Source organism: Streptococcus sp. HMSC065C01 (assembly GCF_001813525.1).
Lineage (GTDB): Bacteria > Bacillota > Bacilli > Lactobacillales > Streptococcaceae > Streptococcus > Streptococcus parasanguinis_V.
Map to the genome: position 1 here is coordinate 136,265 of NZ_KV812859.1, position 22,398 is coordinate 158,662.

The 22,398-nt window shown below is 41.8% G+C and carries 25 protein-coding genes; all 25 read right to left on the minus strand.

Translation table 11 applies throughout. The features are described 5' to 3' along the window. Positions 1-27: 27 nt before the first annotated feature. The gene (locus tag HMPREF2918_RS09285; RefSeq protein WP_070595369.1) at positions 28-930 is read right to left on the minus strand and encodes a carbohydrate kinase family protein; all 903 of its coding nucleotides are present in this window, start codon (positions 928-930) and stop codon (positions 28-30) included. A gap of 83 nt (positions 931-1,013) precedes the next feature. Then, a complete protein-coding gene (locus HMPREF2918_RS09290; protein ID WP_070595371.1) occupies positions 1,014-1,766 on the minus strand; it encodes an SDR family oxidoreductase in 753 nt (250 codons plus the stop codon). Positions 1,767-1,770: 4 nt separating this feature from the next. Further along, positions 1,771-2,601 (minus strand): energy-coupling factor transporter transmembrane component T family protein, encoded by an 831-nt coding sequence (locus tag HMPREF2918_RS09295; protein ID WP_070595372.1) that lies wholly within the window; start codon positions 2,599-2,601, stop codon positions 1,771-1,773. Next, the gene (locus HMPREF2918_RS09300; RefSeq protein WP_070595374.1) at positions 2,573-4,276 is read right to left on the minus strand and encodes an ABC transporter ATP-binding protein; all 1,704 of its coding nucleotides are present in this window, start codon (positions 4,274-4,276) and stop codon (positions 2,573-2,575) included. Before HMPREF2918_RS09300 ends, HMPREF2918_RS09295 begins: the two co-directional genes overlap by 29 nt. After that, complete coding sequence (locus tag HMPREF2918_RS09305) at positions 4,277-5,050, minus strand: nucleoside phosphorylase (protein WP_003018328.1); 774 nt, start codon at positions 5,048-5,050, stop codon at positions 4,277-4,279. Between the two features lie 156 nt (positions 5,051-5,206). Continuing rightward, on the minus strand, positions 5,207-6,112 hold the full coding sequence (locus tag HMPREF2918_RS09310) for a DUF4299 family protein (RefSeq protein ID WP_049488416.1): 906 nt from the start codon (positions 6,110-6,112) through the stop codon (positions 5,207-5,209). Positions 6,113-6,211: 99 nt separating this feature from the next. Further along, a complete protein-coding gene (locus HMPREF2918_RS09315) occupies positions 6,212-7,195 on the minus strand; it encodes an oxygen-dependent tRNA uridine(34) hydroxylase TrhO (RefSeq protein WP_049488414.1) in 984 nt (327 codons plus the stop codon). A 150-nt stretch (positions 7,196-7,345) separates the two neighbouring features. After that, positions 7,346-7,837, minus strand: a complete 492-nt coding sequence (locus HMPREF2918_RS09320) for a DUF6773 family protein (protein ID WP_023918941.1) — start codon at positions 7,835-7,837, stop codon at positions 7,346-7,348. Positions 7,838-7,847: 10 nt separating this feature from the next. Beyond that, positions 7,848-8,330 (minus strand): DUF6773 family protein, encoded by a 483-nt coding sequence (locus HMPREF2918_RS09325; RefSeq protein WP_003008473.1) that lies wholly within the window; start codon positions 8,328-8,330, stop codon positions 7,848-7,850. A 28-nt stretch (positions 8,331-8,358) separates the two neighbouring features. Beyond that, the gene (locus HMPREF2918_RS09330; RefSeq protein ID WP_003005328.1) at positions 8,359-8,553 is read right to left on the minus strand and encodes a helix-turn-helix transcriptional regulator; all 195 of its coding nucleotides are present in this window, start codon (positions 8,551-8,553) and stop codon (positions 8,359-8,361) included. A 292-nt stretch (positions 8,554-8,845) separates the two neighbouring features. Next, positions 8,846-9,397, minus strand: coding sequence for an ECF-type riboflavin transporter substrate-binding protein (locus tag HMPREF2918_RS09335; protein ID WP_023918944.1), 552 nt, complete (start codon positions 9,395-9,397; stop codon positions 8,846-8,848). Between the two features lie 14 nt (positions 9,398-9,411). Further along, the gene (locus HMPREF2918_RS09340) at positions 9,412-10,260 is read right to left on the minus strand and encodes an SAM hydrolase/SAM-dependent halogenase family protein (protein WP_023918945.1); all 849 of its coding nucleotides are present in this window, start codon (positions 10,258-10,260) and stop codon (positions 9,412-9,414) included. After that, complete coding sequence (locus HMPREF2918_RS09345; RefSeq protein WP_023918946.1) at positions 10,250-10,846, minus strand: MptD family putative ECF transporter S component; 597 nt, start codon at positions 10,844-10,846, stop codon at positions 10,250-10,252. Before HMPREF2918_RS09345 ends, HMPREF2918_RS09340 begins: the two co-directional genes overlap by 11 nt. Positions 10,847-10,858: 12 nt before the next feature. After that, a complete protein-coding gene (locus HMPREF2918_RS09350) occupies positions 10,859-11,551 on the minus strand; it encodes a methionine ABC transporter permease (protein WP_003008487.1) in 693 nt (230 codons plus the stop codon). After that, positions 11,548-12,615: a methionine ABC transporter ATP-binding protein gene (locus tag HMPREF2918_RS09355; RefSeq protein ID WP_049506011.1), complete on the minus strand. Its 1,068-nt coding sequence runs from the start codon at positions 12,613-12,615 to the stop codon at positions 11,548-11,550. The genes HMPREF2918_RS09350 and HMPREF2918_RS09355 overlap by 4 nt, the downstream gene beginning before the upstream one ends. Beyond that, complete coding sequence (locus HMPREF2918_RS09360; RefSeq protein ID WP_049506013.1) at positions 12,608-13,981, minus strand: M20/M25/M40 family metallo-hydrolase; 1,374 nt, start codon at positions 13,979-13,981, stop codon at positions 12,608-12,610. Before HMPREF2918_RS09360 ends, HMPREF2918_RS09355 begins: the two co-directional genes overlap by 8 nt. Before the next feature lie 72 nt (positions 13,982-14,053). Next, positions 14,054-14,917, minus strand: a complete 864-nt coding sequence (locus HMPREF2918_RS09365) for a MetQ/NlpA family ABC transporter substrate-binding protein (protein ID WP_070595376.1) — start codon at positions 14,915-14,917, stop codon at positions 14,054-14,056. A 24-nt stretch (positions 14,918-14,941) separates the two neighbouring features. After that, entirely contained in the window at positions 14,942-15,769 is an 828-nt protein-coding gene (locus HMPREF2918_RS09370) for an amino acid ABC transporter substrate-binding protein (RefSeq protein WP_031572958.1), read from the minus strand. A gap of 120 nt (positions 15,770-15,889) precedes the next feature. Beyond that, positions 15,890-17,035, minus strand: coding sequence for an amidohydrolase (locus HMPREF2918_RS09375; protein ID WP_070595378.1), 1,146 nt, complete (start codon positions 17,033-17,035; stop codon positions 15,890-15,892). 145 nt (positions 17,036-17,180) lie between these two features. Then, on the minus strand, positions 17,181-18,269 hold the full coding sequence (locus tag HMPREF2918_RS09380) for a DUF4352 domain-containing protein (protein ID WP_070595380.1): 1,089 nt from the start codon (positions 18,267-18,269) through the stop codon (positions 17,181-17,183). A gap of 143 nt (positions 18,270-18,412) precedes the next feature. Continuing rightward, complete coding sequence (locus tag HMPREF2918_RS09385) at positions 18,413-19,324, minus strand: DMT family transporter (protein WP_070595383.1); 912 nt, start codon at positions 19,322-19,324, stop codon at positions 18,413-18,415. Between the two features lie 94 nt (positions 19,325-19,418). Further along, positions 19,419-20,462, minus strand: a complete 1,044-nt coding sequence (locus HMPREF2918_RS09390; protein ID WP_031572945.1) for a 2,3-butanediol dehydrogenase — start codon at positions 20,460-20,462, stop codon at positions 19,419-19,421. A gap of 133 nt (positions 20,463-20,595) precedes the next feature. After that, the gene (locus tag HMPREF2918_RS09395) at positions 20,596-20,979 is read right to left on the minus strand and encodes a hypothetical protein (RefSeq protein WP_049492372.1); all 384 of its coding nucleotides are present in this window, start codon (positions 20,977-20,979) and stop codon (positions 20,596-20,598) included. Next, positions 20,976-21,617, minus strand: a complete 642-nt coding sequence (locus tag HMPREF2918_RS09400; protein ID WP_013904069.1) for a TetR/AcrR family transcriptional regulator — start codon at positions 21,615-21,617, stop codon at positions 20,976-20,978. Before HMPREF2918_RS09400 ends, HMPREF2918_RS09395 begins: the two co-directional genes overlap by 4 nt. 385 nt (positions 21,618-22,002) lie before the next feature. Further along, a partial coding sequence (locus tag HMPREF2918_RS09405) for a PASTA domain-containing protein (RefSeq protein ID WP_141751600.1) occupies positions 22,003-22,398 on the minus strand: 396 nt, incomplete at its 5' end.

The following is a 22,398-nucleotide window of genomic DNA, read 5'->3' on the forward strand; positions in this document are numbered from 1 at the left end:
TTACCGATTTCTGTCCCACTCTCTTTTTTATTTTTGTTTCAATTCTGTTCGCAGGGCTTCTTGTTGCTCTTTTGTCAGATGAACGCCCTTACTTGCAACAATCTGGCTAGAGACTTTGTTAGCAAATCTTAAGGCTTGCGTCATATCTAAACCTTCTAAACGAGCGGATATAAAGGCTCCCACATGGCTATCTCCAGCACCTACTGTATCGACAACTTCTGTTGGAAAACCGTCTGCTTCATACCAGTTGCCATCATAGGCAACCGCTCCGTTTTCACCCAAGGTGACAATGACTAATTGTCCCGTTCTCTGATACAAGTGTTCGATGGCTGGCTGGATCTCTCTACACCCTGAAAAAGCCAGTGCTTCAGCTTCATTAACATGGAGAATTGGATGCAGATCATAAATTGCTTCCAGTCGATCCTTTGGAATCAAGAGTCCGCGTGGCCCTGGTGCAAAAATCACCTGACCTTCTAGTTGCGAAACAGACTGGACCAATGCAAGACCGGTTGGCTCCTCGACTTCAAGGCCACATAAGTAGATGTAATCAAACCGATCTGTCTCGAGCTCTTTTAGCCACTCTGCTTGAAAGCTGTACTCCACTCCGTGATCCGATAAGAAGGTCCTCTCACCATCAGACTCTACAAAGCAGTAACAGCAACCATTGTCCCCTTCTAATGAGATGTTAGAGGAAATCCCTAATTGTTTCAACTCTCTCCGAATAAAATCACCATACATCCCAGAACCGACTGGCGAGACAAACTGGTAGGGTTGCGACAAAAAATGAAGGATATTAACGACATTAAAGGCACAACCTCCCACAGACCATTGCTGGTGATCAATATGGGCATCTCCTTCACGACTCGGCAAACGATCCAAGTAAATCATCACATCACAAACTGTAGAACCAATAATTAAGGCAGCTGTCATCTTTTTCTCCTTACTTTGCCTTCTATTATACCAGAGGAAAGATAAAAAACAACCAACCCCATGTGGAGTGGTTGCTTCTCTTTTTAGTCACGATAAACAGGTTGAGGGCCAAAGGTTTGGGAAACCGGCATGATTTCAATCCGATTGACATTGACATGCTTGGGCTGTTGGATCAACCAAGCTACGGTGTTGGCAATGTCTTCCGGCTGAATGGCATGGGCACCTCGATAGAGGGCTTCTACCCGTTTCTCGTCTCCTTTAAAGCGAACAGAAGAGAATTCTGTCCCTTCACAAAGACCGGGTTCAATATTGCTGACACGAATCTTCTTGCCAGCTAGATCAGCCCGAAGATTGAGGGAGAATTGCTTGACAAAAGCCTTGGATGCCCCGTAAACATTGGCCCCTGGATAAGGCACAGTTCCTGCTGTAGAGCCCAAATTGATAATATAGCCATCATTTCGTTCCACCATCTGGGGCAAGATTTTCCTTGTCAGATAGGTCAAACCAACAATATTGGTCTGAATCATGGTCAGCCAGTCTGCGACCTCTGCTTCATAAGCTGGGGCGAGGCCTAGAGCCAAGCCAGCATTATTGACCAAAACATCCACTTTCTCCCAATCTTTTGGCAAACTGGCAAGTGCATGATCTACCTGAGAAAGATCCGTCACATCCATTTGCAGGGGATAAAAGGCTTCTCCCAGCTCTTCTTGAAGTGCCTGTAATTTATCGATGCGTCTAGCTGATCCGATCACACGGTATCCATCTGCTACTAAGCGACGGCAAATCGCTTGACCAAAACCAGCTGAAGCTCCTGTTACTAAAATCGTTTCTGACATGTCATTACCTCCATGGATTGTAAAAACGTCCTTGATTGACAAAGATCAGGACAATACTCAAAACCAGAACAGCCAAGGCTGATAGAATCATCCCATAATCTTTCATTTCCATGGCTTGATGAGAATACCAGGTCCGCTTTTTATTTTTACCAAAGCGACGTAATTCCATGGCTGTAGAAATACTATCAATCCGCTCAAGTGAGCTAAAGATTAAGGGAGAGATGATTTGTAAATTGCCTTTGATCCGCTGGATCAGCTTGGCCTTTTTGGACAACTCCACCCCTCTGGCTTCCTGAGACAATTTAATCGTTTGATATTCTTCTTGTACGTCAGGAATGTAACGCAGAGTCAAGCTGACAGAATAGGCAATCTTGTAGGATACGCCAATTTGGTTGAGGCTTGAAGCAAACTGACTAGGATGGGTCGTCATCAAAAAAATCAAGGCTAGAGGTATGGTACAGACATACTTAAGAGCTAGATTAAAAAGATAAAAGAGTTCCTGCGAGGTGATACTATAGGAGCCCCACCCCTTCATCAGTACCGTCTTTGCCCCGTAGATCTCTACACCATACTGAGGGGCAAAGAGATAGACCATGACAACATTTAACAGTGCAAAAACAAGAGCAAATGCAAGTACAAATGAAATATCCCGAAATCGAATACGAGCTGTAGAGAATAACAGTAAGGCGCCCACACCAATTCCTAGAAGGAGCCGGGTATCATAACTCAACATGGCCGCAAGAGATACAAAAAGAAGAAAGAGTAACTTACTCGCACCTGAAAGGCGATGAAGAAAACTCGTCCCCTCATGGTAGCCGACTAATCGATGATTCATGACCTGCTCCTTTCTGTTGCATATAAAACTGCGTTAGCGCCAAGGGATCCATTCCTAATCGATTGGCTAAGGCAAAAATCGAAGTCTCTTTGAGATTAGCCTCTTGTAAAATATCCGGATGAGTGAACAGCTCTGCAGGTGGGAGATCTGCTAGAATTTGTCCGTCTGATACTACAAGGGCACGATCAGAATAATCCAACATCAGCTGCATATCATGGGTAATCATGACAATGGTATGGCCTTTTTCTTGCAAGCTATCTAGAAATTCCATGATGTCAGTGTAATTGCGTTGGTCCTGACCTGCTGTCGGCTCGTCCAAGACCAAAATTTCTGGTCCTAAAACTAGTATAGAGGCAATGGTCACTCGTTTCTTTTGCCCATATGAGAGGGCAGAAATCGGCCATTTACGAAACTCATAGAGGCCACAAGTTTTCAGTGCTTGATAGACACGCTCTTTGATGTCTTCTTCAGCGACACCCCGCAAGCGCAAACCTAGAGCAACTTCGTCAAAAATCATATTGGTCGAAATCATTTGATTGGGGTTTTGCAGGACATAGCCGACTCGCTCAGCCCGTTCCTTGACACTCTCCTGCTTGATATCTTCACCTCTAGAGGTGTATTGCCCTTCTGTGGTAATGAATCCACAGATGGCTTTCGCAAGAGTTGATTTCCCTGCCCCATTCTTCCCGACAATCGCTAAGCGCTGCCCCTTGGGTATACTGAGGGAAATATTTTTTAAGATTGGATGATTTTCTTGATAGGCAAAGGAAATCTGCTCCAACTTCAATAGTTCTTCTGCTTCACCCGTTTTAGTAAAGGTCGCTTCTGGAATGGAACGATTCACACCAGTAAGCTCGATATCTTCTAGACGATCTAGATGCTCCAATTGATCGATATCCTGCCCAAGCTGGCGAAGAGTTGTTAAATAGAGGGGTTCTCGAATCCCATTTTCAGCCAGCAGTGTCGTTCTCAACAACTCATCGGGTCGACCATTAAAGAGAACTTGTCCTTGATTGATCAAGATAACCCGATCGACAGGACGGTAGAGTACATCCTCTAAACGGTGTTCGATAATAATGGTGGTCGTCCCCTGTTCTTCATGAATCTGATCGATCAGATCAATAATATCCTGACCCGACTTGGGATCTAGATTAGCCAGTGGCTCATCAAAGAGCAGGATCGGACTTTCGTCAATCAGAACACCTGCTAAGCTCACTCGCTGTTTTTGCCCACCGGACAAATCTTGTGGCCGATGATCCAAGAGTTTCATCAAATCTAAGCGTTCTGCCCAACTCTGCACACGCTCTTTCATCGTTCCCAGATCCACCATGTCATTTTCAAGGGCAAAAGCCAAGTCTTCTGCGACACTCAAACCGATAAACTGGCCGTCTGTATCTTGCAAAACCGTACTGACCAAATGAGATTTCTCATAAATACTGAGATCAAAGGCTTCTTTCCCCTGAATGAGGAATTGCCCACTACTGGTTCCCTTATAGATATTGGGGATAATCCCATTTAGACACTGGCCAATGGTTGACTTGCCAGAACCGGATGGCCCAACAATCAGAACCTTTTCCCCCTTATAAATGGTTAAGTTGAGATTTTTTAAGGTTGGTTCAGACTGTGCCTTGTATTGGAAGGAAAAATCCTTCAGTTCAATCATTGCTTCTTTCATTTAGTTTGCCTTTTCCCAAAAGAGCGCAAATTGGATGGCTAACTCCGCGATTCGATCCTTGCTATCTAAATCCTCATGACTAGATAAGGTTCGGATATCCCATTTTTCTTCCGAGAGGTGGTCAGCTGCGTAGAAGAAATGACAGAGCTCAAAGCCTCTATAAGCTGCTAAGGCGGCCACTGCCGAACATTCCATATCCACACAGATGGCTCCCGCTTCCTTTCGTCGCTTCATCTTGTCGATGGTTTCCCGGTAGGGTGCATCTGTCGTCCACACTTTTCCTGACTGATAAGAAACCTTGTGACTATCCAGAAAGGCTTGGAAGAGAGGGAGGGTTTTCTTGTTTACTTCCACTTCATCACTAGCTGGAAGATAGTGGTAACTGGTCCCCTCGTCGCGAAGAGCAGCTGTTGGAATGATGATGGATGTTGCTTCGATATCTCGATCTAAAACCCCACAAGTCCCAAAAAGCACCAGTTTTTCCATCCCAAATTGAATCAAATCCTCTATAATCCCCACACAAGAAGCAGCCCCAACTGGTGCATTAAAGGCACCAATCTGTTGGTCTCCGATAGTGATCCCATAGACCAAGACTTCAAAATTAGCCATGGAGGTTCTTGCAATGACCTCATGGTCATAATTCTCAAGGAGGCGCGCAAAAGTTACTCTTGAAAAGCAAGAGATGACTACTTTGGGAAATCCTTCAATTGGTTGGTGTAAGTCTTGTGGATTGATAATCGCCTGTCGATTGGCATCAAATTCTTCTAACAGCATTTCGTGCACCTCTTTCATTCTACTTCTAGGCCCCTATTATACCACAATTAGCCTAGTCATTGGTTTTTGATCAAAGGAAGGAGTATAAAAAAGAACTGCTCCCAGACGTTAGATTTTTCGGATCAAACGTCGGAGGGACAGTTCACTTCGATATTGTTACTTGTTTTCCAATTGCGCTAATTCTAGCAACCGTTCTTTGGACAATTTTTTGATTTCAATTTGACTAGCATCTAGCAGCTGGAATTCATCTGGCTCTAGCGCTGCCAATAGATTCTTCAGAGCAAGAGAGCCAATTGGATGGTAATTTTCTGGCTTATCCGGATCTCCATCGATCGCAACCAAAAGAACTTGCCAATCAATGATACCCGCTAAGCCCACAATTTCTACATATTCTGCAGGAACATGTGGCACGCTTGGCAAGACCGTATCCGTATCTTCTGTCAAGCTATAGCTAGCTAAAAATGCTCCTGTCTCCTCCTGTTGATAAAAACGGACTTGACTGAAATAAGCTGCACTATATTGAATCTTCTTGATAAAGGCAGAGTAGGCTTCTAGTGGATGGACATGGTTCAAGACTTCCTGCACTGTATTCCGATCCAAATAGACTGGATGAGCGAAGCCTTGTACTTCAAACTCTTTTAGATCTTTTTCTTTCGTCACATTACCCAGCGTTTCTAGGATGACGACTTCATAATCAAAATGGAAAACAGAATCTGGAGTATAGCTTACGCCGTCACTGGCCACAATCTCCGTTCCTAATACTTCTCCTAGGCGACTGATCCATCGAAGGGCCAACTGCCAATCTTCTTCTATCGCAAAAGAGGGCACCTGAATCTGATAAGACTCTTCCTCATCAAAATAGCGTAACTGCAGAGGAAGACCGCTCTTACCAAATACGATACAGTTCAAGCCTTCAAAATCATTTAAGGGACGATGAAGGGTGGCAGGATCATAGTTGTAGGTTGTTAACCCTTCTACTAATTTAAGAACTTCCTGTGCTGCGAGTACTTTCTGATAGCCAAATAAGCTCTTTTTATTTTTGATTGAAAACACGATACTCATTTGTTTTCTCCTTTGTGAAATCGCTTACCTAAAGTATAGCACAATTTTCAATCAATTTCCATATAAAAACAGCCTGAGCTTTCAGACTGTTTGTTTCCATTATGCAGGTGCTCCATCAAGCGTCTCACCGATAAGGGCTAAACGCTCACGAACTTCTGCTTGTGACAAGTTGTGTTCTTCTACATAGCGATTGCGAGGGTGAACTCGGCACTCATGTGAGCAACCACGGAGGTACTTGTCTTCATTTTCTTCTGAAGTCAAGATCCGACGGTTACAGAAAGGATTTCCACAGTTGACATAACGTTCACATGGTGTTCCATCAAACCAGTCTTTTCCGACAACGCTTGGATCGACATGGTTGACGTCGACTGCAATCCGCTCGTCAAAGACGTACATTTTCCCATCCCACAGTTCGCCTTGAACTTCTGGATCTTTCCCGTAGGTTGCAATTCCGCCATGCAATTGACCAACATCTTTGTAGCCCTCACGCACCATCCAGCCTGAGAATTTCTCACAGCGGACTCCACCAGTACAGTAGACGACAACGCGTTTGTCCATGAATTTTTCCTTATTATCACGGACCCATTGTGGCAATTCACGGAAGTTGCGGATGTCTGGACGAATAGCTCCACGGAAGTGACCAAGATCGTACTCGTAGTCATTCCGAGTATCAAGGACAACGGTATCTTCGTCGAGAAGAGCTTCTTTAAACTCTTTTGGTGACAAGTAAGCACCTGTTGTTTCAAGAGGATTGATGTCATTATCGAAATTATCATCTTCTAAACCAAGGTGGACAATCTCTTTCTTATAACGGACAAACATCTTCTTGAAAGCTTGCTCTTCTTCCTCATCGATCTTGAACCAGAGGTCTTCCATCCCTGGAAGGCTGTGAACGTAGTCCATGTATTTTTGCGTTGTTTCGTAGTCACCAGATACGGTTCCGTTAATCCCTTCATCAGCGACTAGGATACGACCTTTAAGGCCGATTGATTTACAGAAGGCCAAGTGATCAGCCGCAAATTGTTCTGCGTTTTCGATGGGAACATATTTATAATAAAGTAATACACGAATAGGTTTTGCCATGTCATTCTCTTTTCTAAGATTAAATTATCAGAATTTTTCATTCAACTATACCAGTATACTCTCCCAAGAAAACGAATGCAATTTATTTGACTGAAAAATAAAAGCCTGGTTTCCCAGACTTTTATACGATGAAACCAGGGTTCCAACTTCCTACTCTTCCTTTTCCAACTGATCCAGATAGGCTTCATAGCGTCTTTTCTCAACTTTTGCAAGAAGCATTACAAGAGTATTCACTCCCCATACAATTGGAAGATTCAGTAAAAAGGTAATAGGAAGTACTAGTAAGAATTTTGAATGGAAGGGATTTGCCTGATAGACAGCTTGGTTTAATTGAAAATTTTGAGCCCAGATGAACAAGGAGAGAATAGAGGTTACTGCTACAATTCCCGTCACATTTAGATAGCTATAACTGATAAATCTCACACCCAATCGTTGACAACGCACCGAATAATATAATCCTGAGACGATGAGTAAGGCTACCACCATGATTGGACTGAGCCCCACCTTAGATGTAAAAATGGATCCTACACTAAAAACAGTTAAGGCAAGGAAAAGAAAAACAGCCATCTCAGCACCAGCCTTATGAGCTAAGCCTTCTTCTCGTTCATCTATGATTTGTTTGTTCAGCAATTGTAATCTCATCCCTTCCTCCTTATTCTTCATCCTCTAATTCTGCCTCGATCTTCTCTTGTTTTTTCCGATTGATAAGAGCAAGTGGTTTTTCAAGCAGATCTGTCAGGATGGCAAAGACGAGAATTTCTAATAGAATTTTGACCAGATACTTTGGACTCAAGATAAAGCTCATTGCTTCTCTCTTTCCAATCACATCCATAGCTGTCACAAGCACAGCAAAGAATAGACCTGACCCAAGGCGACTCAACCAGCTATCTTTTTCTAACATATCTCGGATATCAATCCCTGAACTGATCCTTCTCACAAAGGCATAGGCTCCCATGGCAATCAGAAGGAACATCTCAGGGAGATAAGCGACTAGGTCTAAGTCCAGGATACTGGATTTCACAAAGGCAGATAGGGCAATAAAGCAGGTCATACCAAGGACAAGTTCTCCTGCGATTTTTCCATCAAGTAGCATGGTCCGTTCATCTTTTACAATTGGTTCTTTCTTTTGTTTCATATTCTTCCTCTTTCTATTATTAAAACTGTTACTCCCAGAACAGTTGATCCAGCGTCTTATCCAAGGTCTTACAGATGGCAAGGCAAAGACTGAGGGTTGGGTTATACTTTCCCGCCTCAATCAGACCGATGGTCTGGCGCGTCACTCCAATGGCATCTGCAAGATCCCCCTGGGTCATGTCATGCTCGACCCGGGCCATTTTTAATTTGAGATTTTTCGCCACAGGCTTTTCCTTTCTTATTTTTATAGCTCTATTATACACTATATTTTCTATTTTGCAATATATATCTTACATTTTGTAAAAAATATTTTTGATAAAACAAAAAAGAGGCTGGGACAAAAATCCTAGCCTCTCAATTATTTTTGGATTGTCGAGCAAGACGCAGTGGGAGTGGGCTCTACTACGCTGATTTCATCAGCTTTTACAGCCCTACTCAACTGTGCGGAGGTGTGACGACGAAATCGAATTCTAACGAATGACCAATTTCTGTCCCACTCTCTAATCTTCTGTACATTTAATCTTTGGTCAAACTTCCATCTTTTGTTTGAGTCCGTGCATAAGCAATCAAGAGAAGAGAACCTGCAACAGCTACTGTTAAAGCATTAAATGAACCGGCAACAACACCTTGTAGGAAGACTTTATTGGCACTTTCCTTGTAGATCAAGACATCTCCAACCGGAGCAATCAAGCCCCAGATCACAAGGTTGGATACGATTTGAACAACGTTAAAGACAATTAATTCTTTCTTTGTCACTTCCCCTTTAAATTCACCGATTTGTTTGCGGAAGAAACCAACAAAGAGTCCAAACAAACCACTTGAAATGATCCAAGTCCACCAAAGACCACCTGACATAGCGTCCTTAATGGCATGACCAATCAAGCCCATTAAGAAGCCGACAATTGGGCCAAAGACTACACTAAAGAGAGCTTGAAGGGCATATTGCAACTGAATGCTCGTATTCGGTGCAGGTGCAGGGATTTGCAACATAGCAATCACGACAAAGAGGGCTGCTCCAACCCCAATAGCTACAACATCTTTAATTGAAAATAATGATTTCTGTTTCATTATGATATCTCCTATTAATTTTCCATTTTTCTAATCTCGATATGCCAAGAAGCCCCAACTCCTACATTATAGGCCTTGGCAAAGGATCCCTGGTTGATGGCAAGACCAACACGGTAAAGGGAATTGATATAAAGGATTGGCTGTCCAATCCGCACGTCGGCGAAAGACTTGCCGTAGGTTACTTGGTTTTGATAAACCAGCATGTCATTGTTATAGATGGTCACTTCAAAACGTTCCCCAAATTCAGGTGACAAATGATTGAACTCTTCCCGAGTAATGGAAGTCCAAAGAGAACCAAAGCGCACATCTAGGATGTCAACTGCACCTTTAACAAGATTATCCTCAAGAACCGTCTCAACCACTGGGATTTCCACAATATGTTCGACACTGAGTTCTGGTCCGACTTCTTCAAAACTAATATGGCCACTGGCCAACTTAGCTCCTGTATAGGCGTAGACATCACGCCCATGGAAGGTATAAGAAAACTCTGTATTGGCCCGGCGGTTCTTCACTTCTGAAATCTCACGGATAGCAACAATCCCTACATGTTTCTTGATAAAAGAGAGAGTTCCATTATCCGGAGTGACAATGTATTGATTTTTCGCCGTTTTAGCTACGACACTCTTTCGTTTGGAACCGACACCAGGATCGACCACCGAAACAAAGGTTGTCCCTTCTGGCCAGTAATCTACTGTCTGAAAGAGACGGTAACTCCCTTCAAAGATATTGTAGGGGGTAATATCATGAGTTAAGTGGTGAATTTTAATGGTTGGTGATTCTTCTAAAGCAACCCCAATCATAGCTGATACTGCTCCATCCACCAAACCAAAGTCTGACTGAAGAACTAGTAAATTATTGTGCATCTTTATCTCCTTTTTTGGCCAATAATGGAAGAAGGATGTTCGATAGTCCCCATCCTAATCCAGCACCCAGTATGACCGTGAGGACAAACCAAGTGATGGTCGCTAGATCTGGTGATACCATCACCCGATTGACATAGTCTATCGATTTACCACGATCCAGTAACGACATGCGGTAACTGGCTGGATAGAACCACATCATAAGAATGGGTCCTGTCGTCGCAAAGGCAAAAATAACAAAAGACAAGGCATTTCGTAAATTCGAGCGAAAACGACCACTTGAGGCGACCATCTCCGCAAAACTTCCGGCGATCAAGGCTGGAATAAAGGCCCCTGCACCATGACGCGAAAAGAGGAAGAAGGATCCGATCACGCAGCCAACTATAAAGATAGATCCAACTCCTTTTATTTTTTCTAGATAATAGCGGTAGATCGTCCCGCCAAACAGGGCTGAAAAGGCAGGAGCATAAAACATATTTCCTTGATGATCGACCAGATTTCCAACTAAGACCCCCAGTCCAATCGCAAGAAAATAGAGGAAAATGAAGGCTCCAACTTGTTTTATTTGATTCACATTTATTCTATTCATTGGATACTGATCCTAACGGTGGCTAATTTTCTTCGAAAGGAAGTCCCCGATAAATTGGACCAGAACGATCAGAATCAGGATCAATAAGGTCGCCACAAAGATGACATCATTGTTAAACATGTTTTTCCCGTAGTTGATGGCCAAGGTTCCTAATCCTCCAGCACCAACGGCACCTGCCATGGCGGTTTCTCCAATCAAGGAAATGATGGTCACCGTTGTTACACGGATCAAATCAGGAAGCCCTTCACGAAGGTAGACACCAACAATATCCCAGAAGGTTGCCCCACTTGCTTGTGCTGCTTCAATCACGCCTCCATCCAACTCGGACAAGACTACTTGGACTTGGCGGGCAAAGAATGGAAAGACTGCCAAAGACAGTGGAACAAGGGCCGCTGTAGGGCCGATGGTATTTTTCAAGAGCAAGTAGGTCAATGGATTAATAAAGGCCAACAAGATAATGAAAGGAATGGCGCGGAACAAGGAAGTAATCTTATCCAAAATTTGGAAAACGATTCTATTTTCGATAACACCACCTGGACGGGTCAAGACTAACAAAAGCCCTGTCACCAAACCTAAAAATCCACCAATAATGAAGGAAATAACAGTCATGTAAAGAGTTAAGTAAATAGCGGTTCCCCATCCATACTGGCCAGACCACCCTAATTTATAGACATTTGGTAAATATGTTTGAATTAACTGGATCATGCTTTTCTCCCATCTTTCACAATAGTCACGGAAACTCCTGCATTTTCTAACTCAGCTTTGGCCGTTTCCAGATTTTGAGTCTCACCTGATAAGATGACCACCAATTCTCCGACAGGAGTGTGATCAAGGATCTCGATGTTCCCAAATAAAATGTTGGCAGATACTTGGTACTGCTTGTAAATATCATTGATGATGGCTGTATCTGTCACAGAACCTGCATACTTGAGATGCGCCAAAATCGAATCATCAGGCAAGTTCTTCACAATCGCTTGTTGATTGATTTTCACCATGGCTTCATCGATTCCTGTTGCAACGGTGATAAAGTCTTGCGTCAAAGCATTTTTCGGATTCGAGAAGATATCTAAAACAGACCCTTCTTCAATCAGTTCGCCATTTTGCATGACAGCTACCCGGTTGGCAATATCTTTGACAATTTGCATCTCATGGGTGATCAAGACAATGGTTAAACCAAGTTTCTTGTTCAATTCTTGCAACAGAGCTAGAATTTGTTTGGTCGTCTTTGGATCCAAGGCTGAAGTTGACTCATCTGAGATCAAAATCTTTGGATCATTGGCAAGGGCACGCGCAATCGCTACCCGTTGCTTTTGACCACCAGACAATTGGGCTGGGTAATTTTCTGCACGGTCAGCTAGACCAACTAGATCCAACAATTTCGCCACTTTTTCATTCTTTTGTTCTTTATTTAAATTTGAATGTTTAAGAGCGAAGGCTACATTTTCTGCGACGGTCATTTGAGCCATCAAGTTGAAGTGTTGGAAGATCATCCCGATATCCCGACGTTTCTCTCGAAGAGCAGCCGGTTTTAAGGTCACCCGATCTTGGTAAATCACATCCCCATCCACAGTGATGGTTCCGGCACTTGGAACTTGTAAGAGATTGATCACCCGAACCAAGGTCGATTTCCCGGCTCCGGAATACCCTACAATCCCATAGATATCGCCTTCATTAATATGAATGGTCACATCTTTGACGGCTTGGATCTGACGTTTCTTTTGCTGGAAGGTCACATCAATGTGGTCCAGCTGAATCATTGCTTTACTCATAACTTGCTATTAACTCCTTTATCAATTCAATATGGGTGTAATAATCGGCAATTTTCACATTTTCGTCGCCCCCATGGTCCCGGCTATTAGCATTGCCAATTCCAAAGGCTGCCATCGGCACCTGCAAAGCCTCAAATACCGTATGCATGGGCCCTGTTCCCGCTGTTGTTGGAAGAACAGAAACTCCTTCTCTATAGAAGTCTTTGGCCAGCCGAATGACATTTAAAATCGATGGGGCACTCATATCACTTCGGTAACTCATTTCACCGAGAGTATAGACCAATTCGACCTGATCATAGCCATTTTTCCTCAATTGCTGCTTGATCTTTTCTAAGACATCCTTGGGATCCAGTCCAGGAACCAAACGCACCTCCATCTTGGCACGCGCCTCTGCCGGAAGAATCGTTTTAACACCTTGTCCTTGGTAACCAGAGCCAAAACCTTCAATATTCAGGGCTGGTTCAAAATAGAAACGGCGCAGGAATTCTTTTCGATCTTCCTTCAAGATTGGGAGGGTTAGACCATAGGTTTCCGCAACATCTTCTGGCCCTTTGTTGGCATATTGCTCGATCAAAGCTAGCTCGCGTTCATTGGGTTCTTGGATCTGATCATAAATCCCATCCACCAAGATTCGGCCTTCTTTGTCACGAAGACTGGCGATGGCATTTAACAAATACCAAGAAGCAGAATCTACCACACCGCCATAGCTAGAATGAATATCCACTTCTGCACTTTTCACCACCATATCAAAGGTGACGATCCCCTTGCTACCACCAGAAATTTCCAACTGACCCTGATTATTTCGGGTACCTTGTTCCCAGACTAAGAGGTCTGCCCCACGTAAGTGTTTCTTGTGTTTGGCCAAGTATTTATCCAAGTCCGTCGATGCAGACTCCTCTGCCCCTTCGATGATAAAGGTGATATTGACTGGCAAATCGCCACTTTCACGAATGTATTTTCGAAGAGCTGTGAGACGAGCCGTGATATGCCCCTTGTCATCATCAACCCCTCGACCGTACATGGTTCCATAATGAACCGATAAGGTAAAGGGGTCTCCCGTCCAAGGTTGGTCTCCATCCGCTGGTACCGTATCATAGTGGTTATAAAAAATGATGGTTTTTGCTTCAGGATTTGGCGAGAAAAATTTGGCAATCACAAAAGGTGCTGTATAGCTATCATCAACTTCGACTTTGGCTCCTGCAGCTGTAAAAATTTCCCCCAAATAGTTGGCTACTTCCTTGAGACCAACTTGTTGGGCAAAGATGGATTTTTTTGAAATCAAGGTTCGCAACACTTCAAAATAGTGTTGTGCGACCTCATCATTTTCAAATTTACGGATTTGTTCCGCTTCTGTTGCAAAAGGCATGCATTCCTCCTAATACACGATAAGAGGTAGAGAATTGCTTCTCCACCTCCTTCATACACTTGAGATCAAATCTTAGAAGACTGGTTGGTCCATTCCTTCTGAAGATTCTTCGATCACTTTCTTCACATTGTCTTTGTGATAGGCTTTGATGATTTCTTTGATTGCTTTTGCTTTATCAGATTTTTCCCAATCTTTCTTAGCAGCGATCACGTTGTACCATTGTTTCGAGTTGTTGTCTTTCTTTTCAACATAGATAGCTTTTTTGAAATCAACGCCTGCTTCACGAACGAAGGTATTGTTGATGACTGCAGCATCTACTGATGGAAGAGCAGATGGTGTTTGTGAAGCATCCAATTCAGAAATCTTCAAATCTTTTGAATTTTCTTTGATGTTTGACACGTTTGCCAATTGACCATCTTTGGTATCCAATTTAATCAAACCAGCTGATTGCAAGACATACAAGGCACGGCTTTCATTTGTTGGGTCATTTGGTACAGCGATTGTTCCACCTTTAGGAATTTCTTTAATTGAAGTGTATTTGTTTTTACCGTTTTCTGTACCAGAGTAAAGACGGATTGGAGCGATGTACGTATCTGCTACTGCAACAAGGGCATTGTCATTTTTAGAGTTCCAGTTATCAAGGAAGTTGTAGTGTTGGAAAGCATTGATATCCACGCTACCATCTTTTACAGCCACGTTTGGTTGTGAATAGTCTGTAAATTGAGTGAATTCCAATTTGATTCCTGTTTTAGCGTCATCCAAGTTCTTTTGAACTTGATCCCAACGAGCTTTTTCAGTGTCGCTCAAAGTTATAACACCCACTTTTACAGTTGTTTCACCATCTTTGCTAGATGATTTTGAAGAACCACATGCTGCAAGAGCAAATGTTGCAATAGCTGCAAGAGCTGTTAAACCAAGAATTTTTTTCAATTTCATTTTGAAGTCTCCTTTAATTAAATATTATTCTTTAATATCTTTTGCTTCTGGTAGATAAACTCCACCAAAGTATTTTTTAGACAGTTTTTCAAGGGTTCCGTTGTCATAGAGTTCCTTGATACGTTTGTTGACAAATTTTTGAAGGTCTTTATCTTCTTTTGCAATAATTGGATACACATAAGGTTGTTGGTCGCTTGGAAGTTCGATAACCTTCAAGTTGTCATAGCCTTGATCACGAATGATAGTATCTACTGAGATCCGTTCGAAGATCTTGTAATCGGTACGACCATCCGCTAGATTAGCCATGATGGTTTGAATGGTTCCATCTGTGTATTGCAAGTCAGTTGGATTATCTGAATGTTTTTTATTGTAATCTTCTAATTGTTTAGCAGTAGATGTTCCTTGAACAACTTCTGTTTTCTTGCCACCAATGTCATCCAAAGATTTAATAGAAGAATCTTTTGGTACGACCAGTACTAATGGATTGCGAGCATATGGATTTGGATAGAGGTATTTTTCTTCCCGCTCTTTTGAGTAACTAATGTTGTTGGCACCGATTTGGAAACGGTCACTATCTAAGCCAGCAAAGACTGAAGACCACTCTGTTTTGTTAAAGTTTACTTCATATTTGTCTGAACCTTTGAAGATTTCACGCAAAACTTCGATTTCATAACCGGTTAGCTTGCCGTCTTTTTCTTCGTAAGAGAATGGTTTGGTTGTTCCAACAGTCCCAACTTCAATGGTTTTCTTACCACTGGCTGATTTACCAGATGAACATGCTACTAAAGCACTGGTTGCAAGGACTGCAACTAATCCTAAAGCAGAATACTTAATCACTTTTTTTAGATTCATAGGATCTCCTTATTCGTTTCAGGCACATAAAACACCATTTTAAAAGTATTTTTTAATTTTATCAAAAAAGCATTTACTTGCCCAATATATATTTTTTATGGAGGTGATAGTTTTTCTTTATCACACTTCTTTGGCTTTAAAATACCGCAATAAAGCTTGCGCATTTTCAACATAATAGGGAACCGACACCTCAAAGGCTGCATCATCGATGGTCATGTGATCATGATGAAGGTCTGGCGCATCCGGCTCTCCATTTGAACCGATAAAGGCAAAGACTCCAGGAATTCGCTCTTGGTAAAAGGCGAAGTCTTCTCCAGCAGTAGAAGGATTTGCTGGAATCACTTCAGCCAAACCTTGTGAAGCTTCCCAAACTACCTGCGTCAATTCCTCATCATTAAAGGTAACGGGCGGGGTCACACCCCACTCAAAGGCCACATCTACTTCCAGACTTTCTGCAATGTGTCGAATGATGGAAATAAAATGTGCCTTCAAGTCTCTTTGCACACTCGGATTAAAGGAGCGAATGGTTCCTTCAAAATAGCCTGATTTTGGGAGCACATTCCAGGTTGAGCCCACATCCAGGTGCGTAATGGACAAAACAGCTGTTTCAAAAGGAGAAACGGTCCGTGAAATTAATAATTGTAAGTTCTGAACCATGGTTGTGACGGCCGTTACAGTGTCAACTCCTAAATCTGGTCTCGCAGCATGACTACTAACTCCTGTCACAGTAACCTTGAATTTCTCAACCCCTGCCATCATAGCTCCAGCATTCAAAGCAAGTTGCCCTGCTTTTAGCTGAGGAATATTGTGAAAACCAATAATTCCTTGAACATCCTCCAACAGTCCTGTTGCCAAAACATCAGAAGCACCTTCTGAGATTTCTTCTGCTGGTTGAAAGATCAAGCGTACAGTTCCTTCAAGCTGGTCTTCTTTTTCCTTGAGAAGAGCTGCTGCTCCCAGAAGACTGGTTTGATGAAAATCATGGCCACAGGCATGCATGACTCCTGGATTCTGGCTTTGGTAGGGCAGATTCGTTTGTTCAAAAATTGGAAGGGCATCGATATCTGCTCGAAGTGCCACCACCGGTTGGCCGGATCCAATTTCTGCAATCAGACCAGTTTTTAATCCACTCTCTAAAATACGAATCCCCAACTCTTCTAAACGCTCTTTTAGAAAGGCGGTTGTCTGGTATTCTTGACCAGACAATTCTGGGTGTTGGTGGATATAGTGGCGAATCTCTGCTAACTCTTCATAAGAAAAAGACACAAGCCTTCATCTCCTTTCAAACTTAAAATTATTTTATCACTAATAGGTGTTTCCGTCTAATTCCTGTTTCTTGGGTTTTGATATAGTTTCAAACTATAGATAAAAACACTCCTAGATTCATGTCCTAGGAGTGCCAACTTCAGCATTAAGAAAGATTTCCCTCGAATTTTTCCATAAAGCTATCACTATTATAGGCTTTTTCTACTTCCCATTTGCCATCTTTCTTAACAAAGGTTAACTGGTAGTCGTATCGATCCGGAGTAGTCAAGGGGCGATCCGCAAGAGAAGCCATCATTTCCTCTCTATAGGCTTTGTTTTGAGCCTGGTTCGCTTCGATGATCCCTGGATAGTCTTTACGATGTTCTTGATAGAAGGTCTGCATGTGGTTTAAGATCGTCTTTTCCATGCTGACCGTCTCAGGATTTAGACTAATGACCACCTTGTCCGGGAGATATTGTTTAACCTTATAGGTTAATTTCGCACGCTTAGCATTTTCTTTTTCATAAGCATCGATAAACTGGGTCACTTCTTCTTCAGGGAATTGGTAATCATGTAGTTTACGAGTAAAATCAGCCGCAAATTTCGCACGGAAATCACTGCGTTCCTTTTTCAAATCAGTTCCCAAAACAAAAGCGTCATCCTTTTTGACCTTTCGTTGGCCACTGAAGTAAACTTGATTGATGTATTCATCTGCTAGAATAGTGGAAGCTTCCACCTTGTCCTCATACTGAGAAGAATTCACCGCAAATTTTAGAGGTTTGGATTTTTTATCAGAGCTATAGGTTTTTCGTTCATACTGCACTTCGTACTTCTTGCCTTTTTCGACTGGAAAAACGATATAGCCGGTTAATTTTTTATCCTGGGCCAACTGATCACTCTTGAGCAGTTGGAAGGCTTCACTGTGGTCATAAATTCCTGACTGCAATTTGACCTTGTTATTATCCGCATCGTAAATAGTGATATCTGAATCTGACACGTTGATAGATTCTTTGGCAACATTTTTAAATTCTAATTGAAGGGCTAAATAGGTTCCGTCTTCTGAGTCATTGAGGACAGGTGGTTTGATGTATTGCCCTCCTTTTAAACTCACCTCGACTTGACCGTCAGATGCAGAGCTTTTCGCTGCTTTTTCTGTCTTTGCTTGCTGCGAATTTGTCTTTTGACCAGTGGTGCCACAAGCTACTAGACTCAAAGTCGCCACAGCAAATAGGGTCCATTTAAAAATCTTTTTCATTCTCATCTCCTTAAAAAAGTTTTGTTCTATTTTAACATCTTTTTCTATCTATATATACGCTATATAGTGATAACTCTTCCCTGTCATAAAAAGGCTAAGACCTTCGTCTCAACCTTTTTACTAAAATATGATTGGTTTTGATTTTACAAGATGCCTTTTTCTTTTTGAATCATGAGATCCTTAAGGGAAATCAAGAGAACTGCAAGGAGGATCATGGCCATTCCGATAAAATCAATGACAAAGAAATGTTCATTCATAATGGCAAAAGCAAAGAATACAGCTGAAATAGGCTCAATAGCTGCAAGAAGGCTACCTTTGACCGGTCCAATCAGAGTTGTCCCTTTCAAAAAGACCGTATAGGCAAATATGGTCCCAATCACCACTAAGCCAACTAAGCCCATTAGATTATCCATGCTATATTGGCCATGAAAAAGTCTTCTTCCTGTGAAGGGAATCATCACAAGTCCTGGAATGAGCATACCGATACCAATCACCAACATACTTCCCCATTTTTGAATTAACTGAATAGGCAGAATGATGTAGAGGGCATAGGCAAAGGCAGAAACAAGTCCCCAAGCTAGCCCTTTAGGAGTGATTGCCAATTGATTGAGTTGACCATGGGTTGCAATAAGAAAGGTCCCTGCGATGGCCAAAAACATCGAAATGATTTCAGATACTGTAGGAGCTACTCGGTCCTTAACACAAGAATAGGCCAAAACTCCAATAGGACAGAGATATTGCAAAACAGTTGCAGTACCTGCATTAGTCGCATCAATCGCTTCTAAATAAGTCAATTGGGTCATTAACAAACCCAAAAATGCAAATAAAAGCAAGGGGATGTATGACGAGCGGTCTGTTAGAAAGGCCTTTACTTTTTCCTGGTCCGCTAGATATGCAAGAAGCAGTAGTACAGCTCCTGAAAACACTAAGCGAATCGTTGTCAAACCGATTGCTGTAAATCCATGAGCCATCAGGTACTGGCCACAGGCTCCTGATAAGCCCCAAGCGATCCCAGCAATCAAGGTCATGAGCGTTCCTTTCATGGTTTTTGACATAGTCCCCTCCCAAATCTATTCCTTACTTTTATTGTATCATAAAAGGCCGAAACGAAACGTTTCAGCCTCATATATTTCATATAAAATTATTAGATTATTCAGGTTGAACCAAGATCTTGATTTGAGATTTATCTTGTGTCAATTCAACAAATCCTTCTTCAACGATATTTTCCAATTTGATTTTCTTAGTAACCAATTTCTCAGCAGAGAAGTAGCCTTGTTCCATTAATTCCAAGACTTTAGGGAAGATGTGGCGGTAGGCAATAATTCCTTTGAGAGATTTTTCTTGGATGGCGAATTCATTTGGATTGATGCTGGCTTCACGTTCCCAAATCGATACAACCATACATTCCCCAGCTTTATGAACTGCTGCAAGGGCTTGGCCTAAAACAACTGGGACCCCCGTAACTTCATAAGAAACATCTGCTCCCCCACCTGTTAAACGATGGATGGCTTCGACGATCGTTTCTCCTTCTTCTGGGCGCACAACGATTGCTCCCAATTCTTCTGCTTTCGCTTGGCGTTCAGGAGACAATTCAACCGCATAGATTTTTGATGCTCCTGCTGCACGAAGGGCTTCAACAATCAAAAGACCAATTGGGCCCAAACCAAAGATAACAGCTGTATCTCCAGTTTTCAAAGCAGATTGACGAACGGCATACACAGCAACCGCAGCAGGTTCTGTAAGAGCGGCTTGTTCATAGCTCAAGCTATCTGGAATCACATGGACAAGATCACCATCAAGAACACAATATTTAGCAAAACCACCATCTGCAGCGAGGCCGACGAAGTTCAAGTTTGGATCGAGGTTATAGTCACCAATTAAGTTGTGCTTTGCAAGAATTGGTTCGATAGTGACACGATCGCCAACTTTGACACGAGTCACATCACTTCCGACTTCTACAATCTCACCAGAGAATTCATGTCCCAAAGTAACCGGTGCTTTTTGACCAGAATAAACATGTTCTTCTGTTGGAATGAAGATCGGACCATCCAAATATTCATGCAAGTCCGTACCACAGATCCCTGTGAACTTAACTGCCACCTTTACTTGATGTGGTTGTACTTCAGGTACTTCCACCTCTTCGATACGAACGTCTTTTGCTGCATGCCAGCGAGCTGCTTTCATAGTAGCCATATGATGATCTCCTTGTTTTCACCTTTTTTGTTTTCTTTTCAAGAAACTTTATATTTAAAATTGTAAACGTTTTCTTTTTGTTTGTCAAGAAAAAACTTAAGATGAAAAAGAGCAGCCCTTTGACTGCTCCTTCTTATTTCTTCTTGATCCGAGAGGATTCCAATCTCCACCCAACAATCCAACCAAGGACTAGGAGATAATTTTCAAGCGCACCGATCCCATTGACCGGCAGATGATAGTGAAAATAACTGAAGAGATGATTAGTACCGATCCCAAGCCCACCTAGGATCAAAGCCAATAGAACCGTTCGAAGATAAAACCAATCGTATTTGAGATTGACAGCAATGAGAATCACAAGAACTGCCACATTCCAAATCCCAATCTCCCGTTGCCAACCGACAGAAACACCATATCCCGAATGACTTCCCATATAGGATGGAAAGAATAGCTGGAAGATAATCGCTCCAGACATGGCGATGATAAGTAAAATAAATAAGAATCTTAACAACCGATTCATCTTCTTCCTCCTTTAAGAAAAAACTGATTAATCTCTTGACACTTGTTTTCTGTTAAAACAGGAACACCGCTACTGTTTAAATAAAATGCAATATAGTCTAATTTTTGTGAGAATGAGATCATTTCTTCACCTGATATAGTTGGATCAAGCCACACATCAATTAAAAGAGATAGTGTGGTGGCTGTCTCTAAAGGATATTTACAAGAAAACTCGCCCTTCTCATTTCCTTGATGAATGATTATTCCTACATATTTGGAAAGAATATTCACCGTATTTTTTAAAGAAAACAACAAACCAAACGGTATTTTTTGTGCCCAGTCAATACCAGTAAGCTGTTCCATATTCTCATTGCCTATTAAATAATCTACTAATTGTAATAGACGATCTGTTGATGAAACTTCTTCGTTCTTTGACAATTCTTCTAGAAAAGTTGAGAGGGCAATCGTTTCTTTTTCCATTAAGAGTTGTAGAATCTCTTCTTTACTTTTGAAGTGATGGTAAACAGCCCCTTTTGACAATCCTGTCGCCGTTACTAAATCAGCCATCGTTGTTTCATTATAGCCTTTATTTGAAAACAAGGATAAAGCCACTTGAATAATTTGATCTTTACTTCTTTTTGATTTTATTTCTTGTTTCAAGTAACTTCCCTCCTTTTTTAAAAAAACAGACTATCGGTCTGTTTTTAATTTTATTAAATTTAGAAGACTTTGTCAATTAAATTCCATTTTCATTCCCTCTGAAAAAGTAAAAACAGACACAAAAAGGTGCCTGTTAGAATGTAAACATATACTGAAACTTTCCACCGTGAGAAAAGTGAGAGTGGGACAGAAATCGGCAATTCGTTAGAATTCGATTTCGTCGTCCCACCTCTGCACAGTTGAGTAGGGCTGTAAAAGCTGATGAAATCAGCGTAGAAGAGCCCACTCAACCACTGCGTCTTGCTCGACAATCCAAAAATAATTGAGAGGCTAGGACTTTTGTCCCAGCCTCTTCCAATCATTCCCCTCAAATGTTATTTAATGACTAATCATCATATCCACTTGAAGAATTTCCAGTATCATTATTTTTTGAATTTGAATCATCAGAATTATCATTAGGTGCTACTCTATTCCTATTTTGTTCACCTTCATTTGGTTCATAAACGGTCAATACAATTCGTGTTCGATTAACATCCACCGTACCTGAAACTTCTGGAGTTTGACTGACAATTTGACCTGCAGAAACGAATACTCCATCAGGAAGATGGTTAGTTTTTCTGATTTCAATATTAGATTTCTTGATTCCATATATTTCAATCAAATTACTTCTGGCAAAATCATAAGTGGATCCAATATAGTTTGGCATTTCAACAGAATTCGATTTTTTAGCTACTTTCAATACAATGTTAGTTTTTGAATTCAGAGAATATTGCTCTCCTGG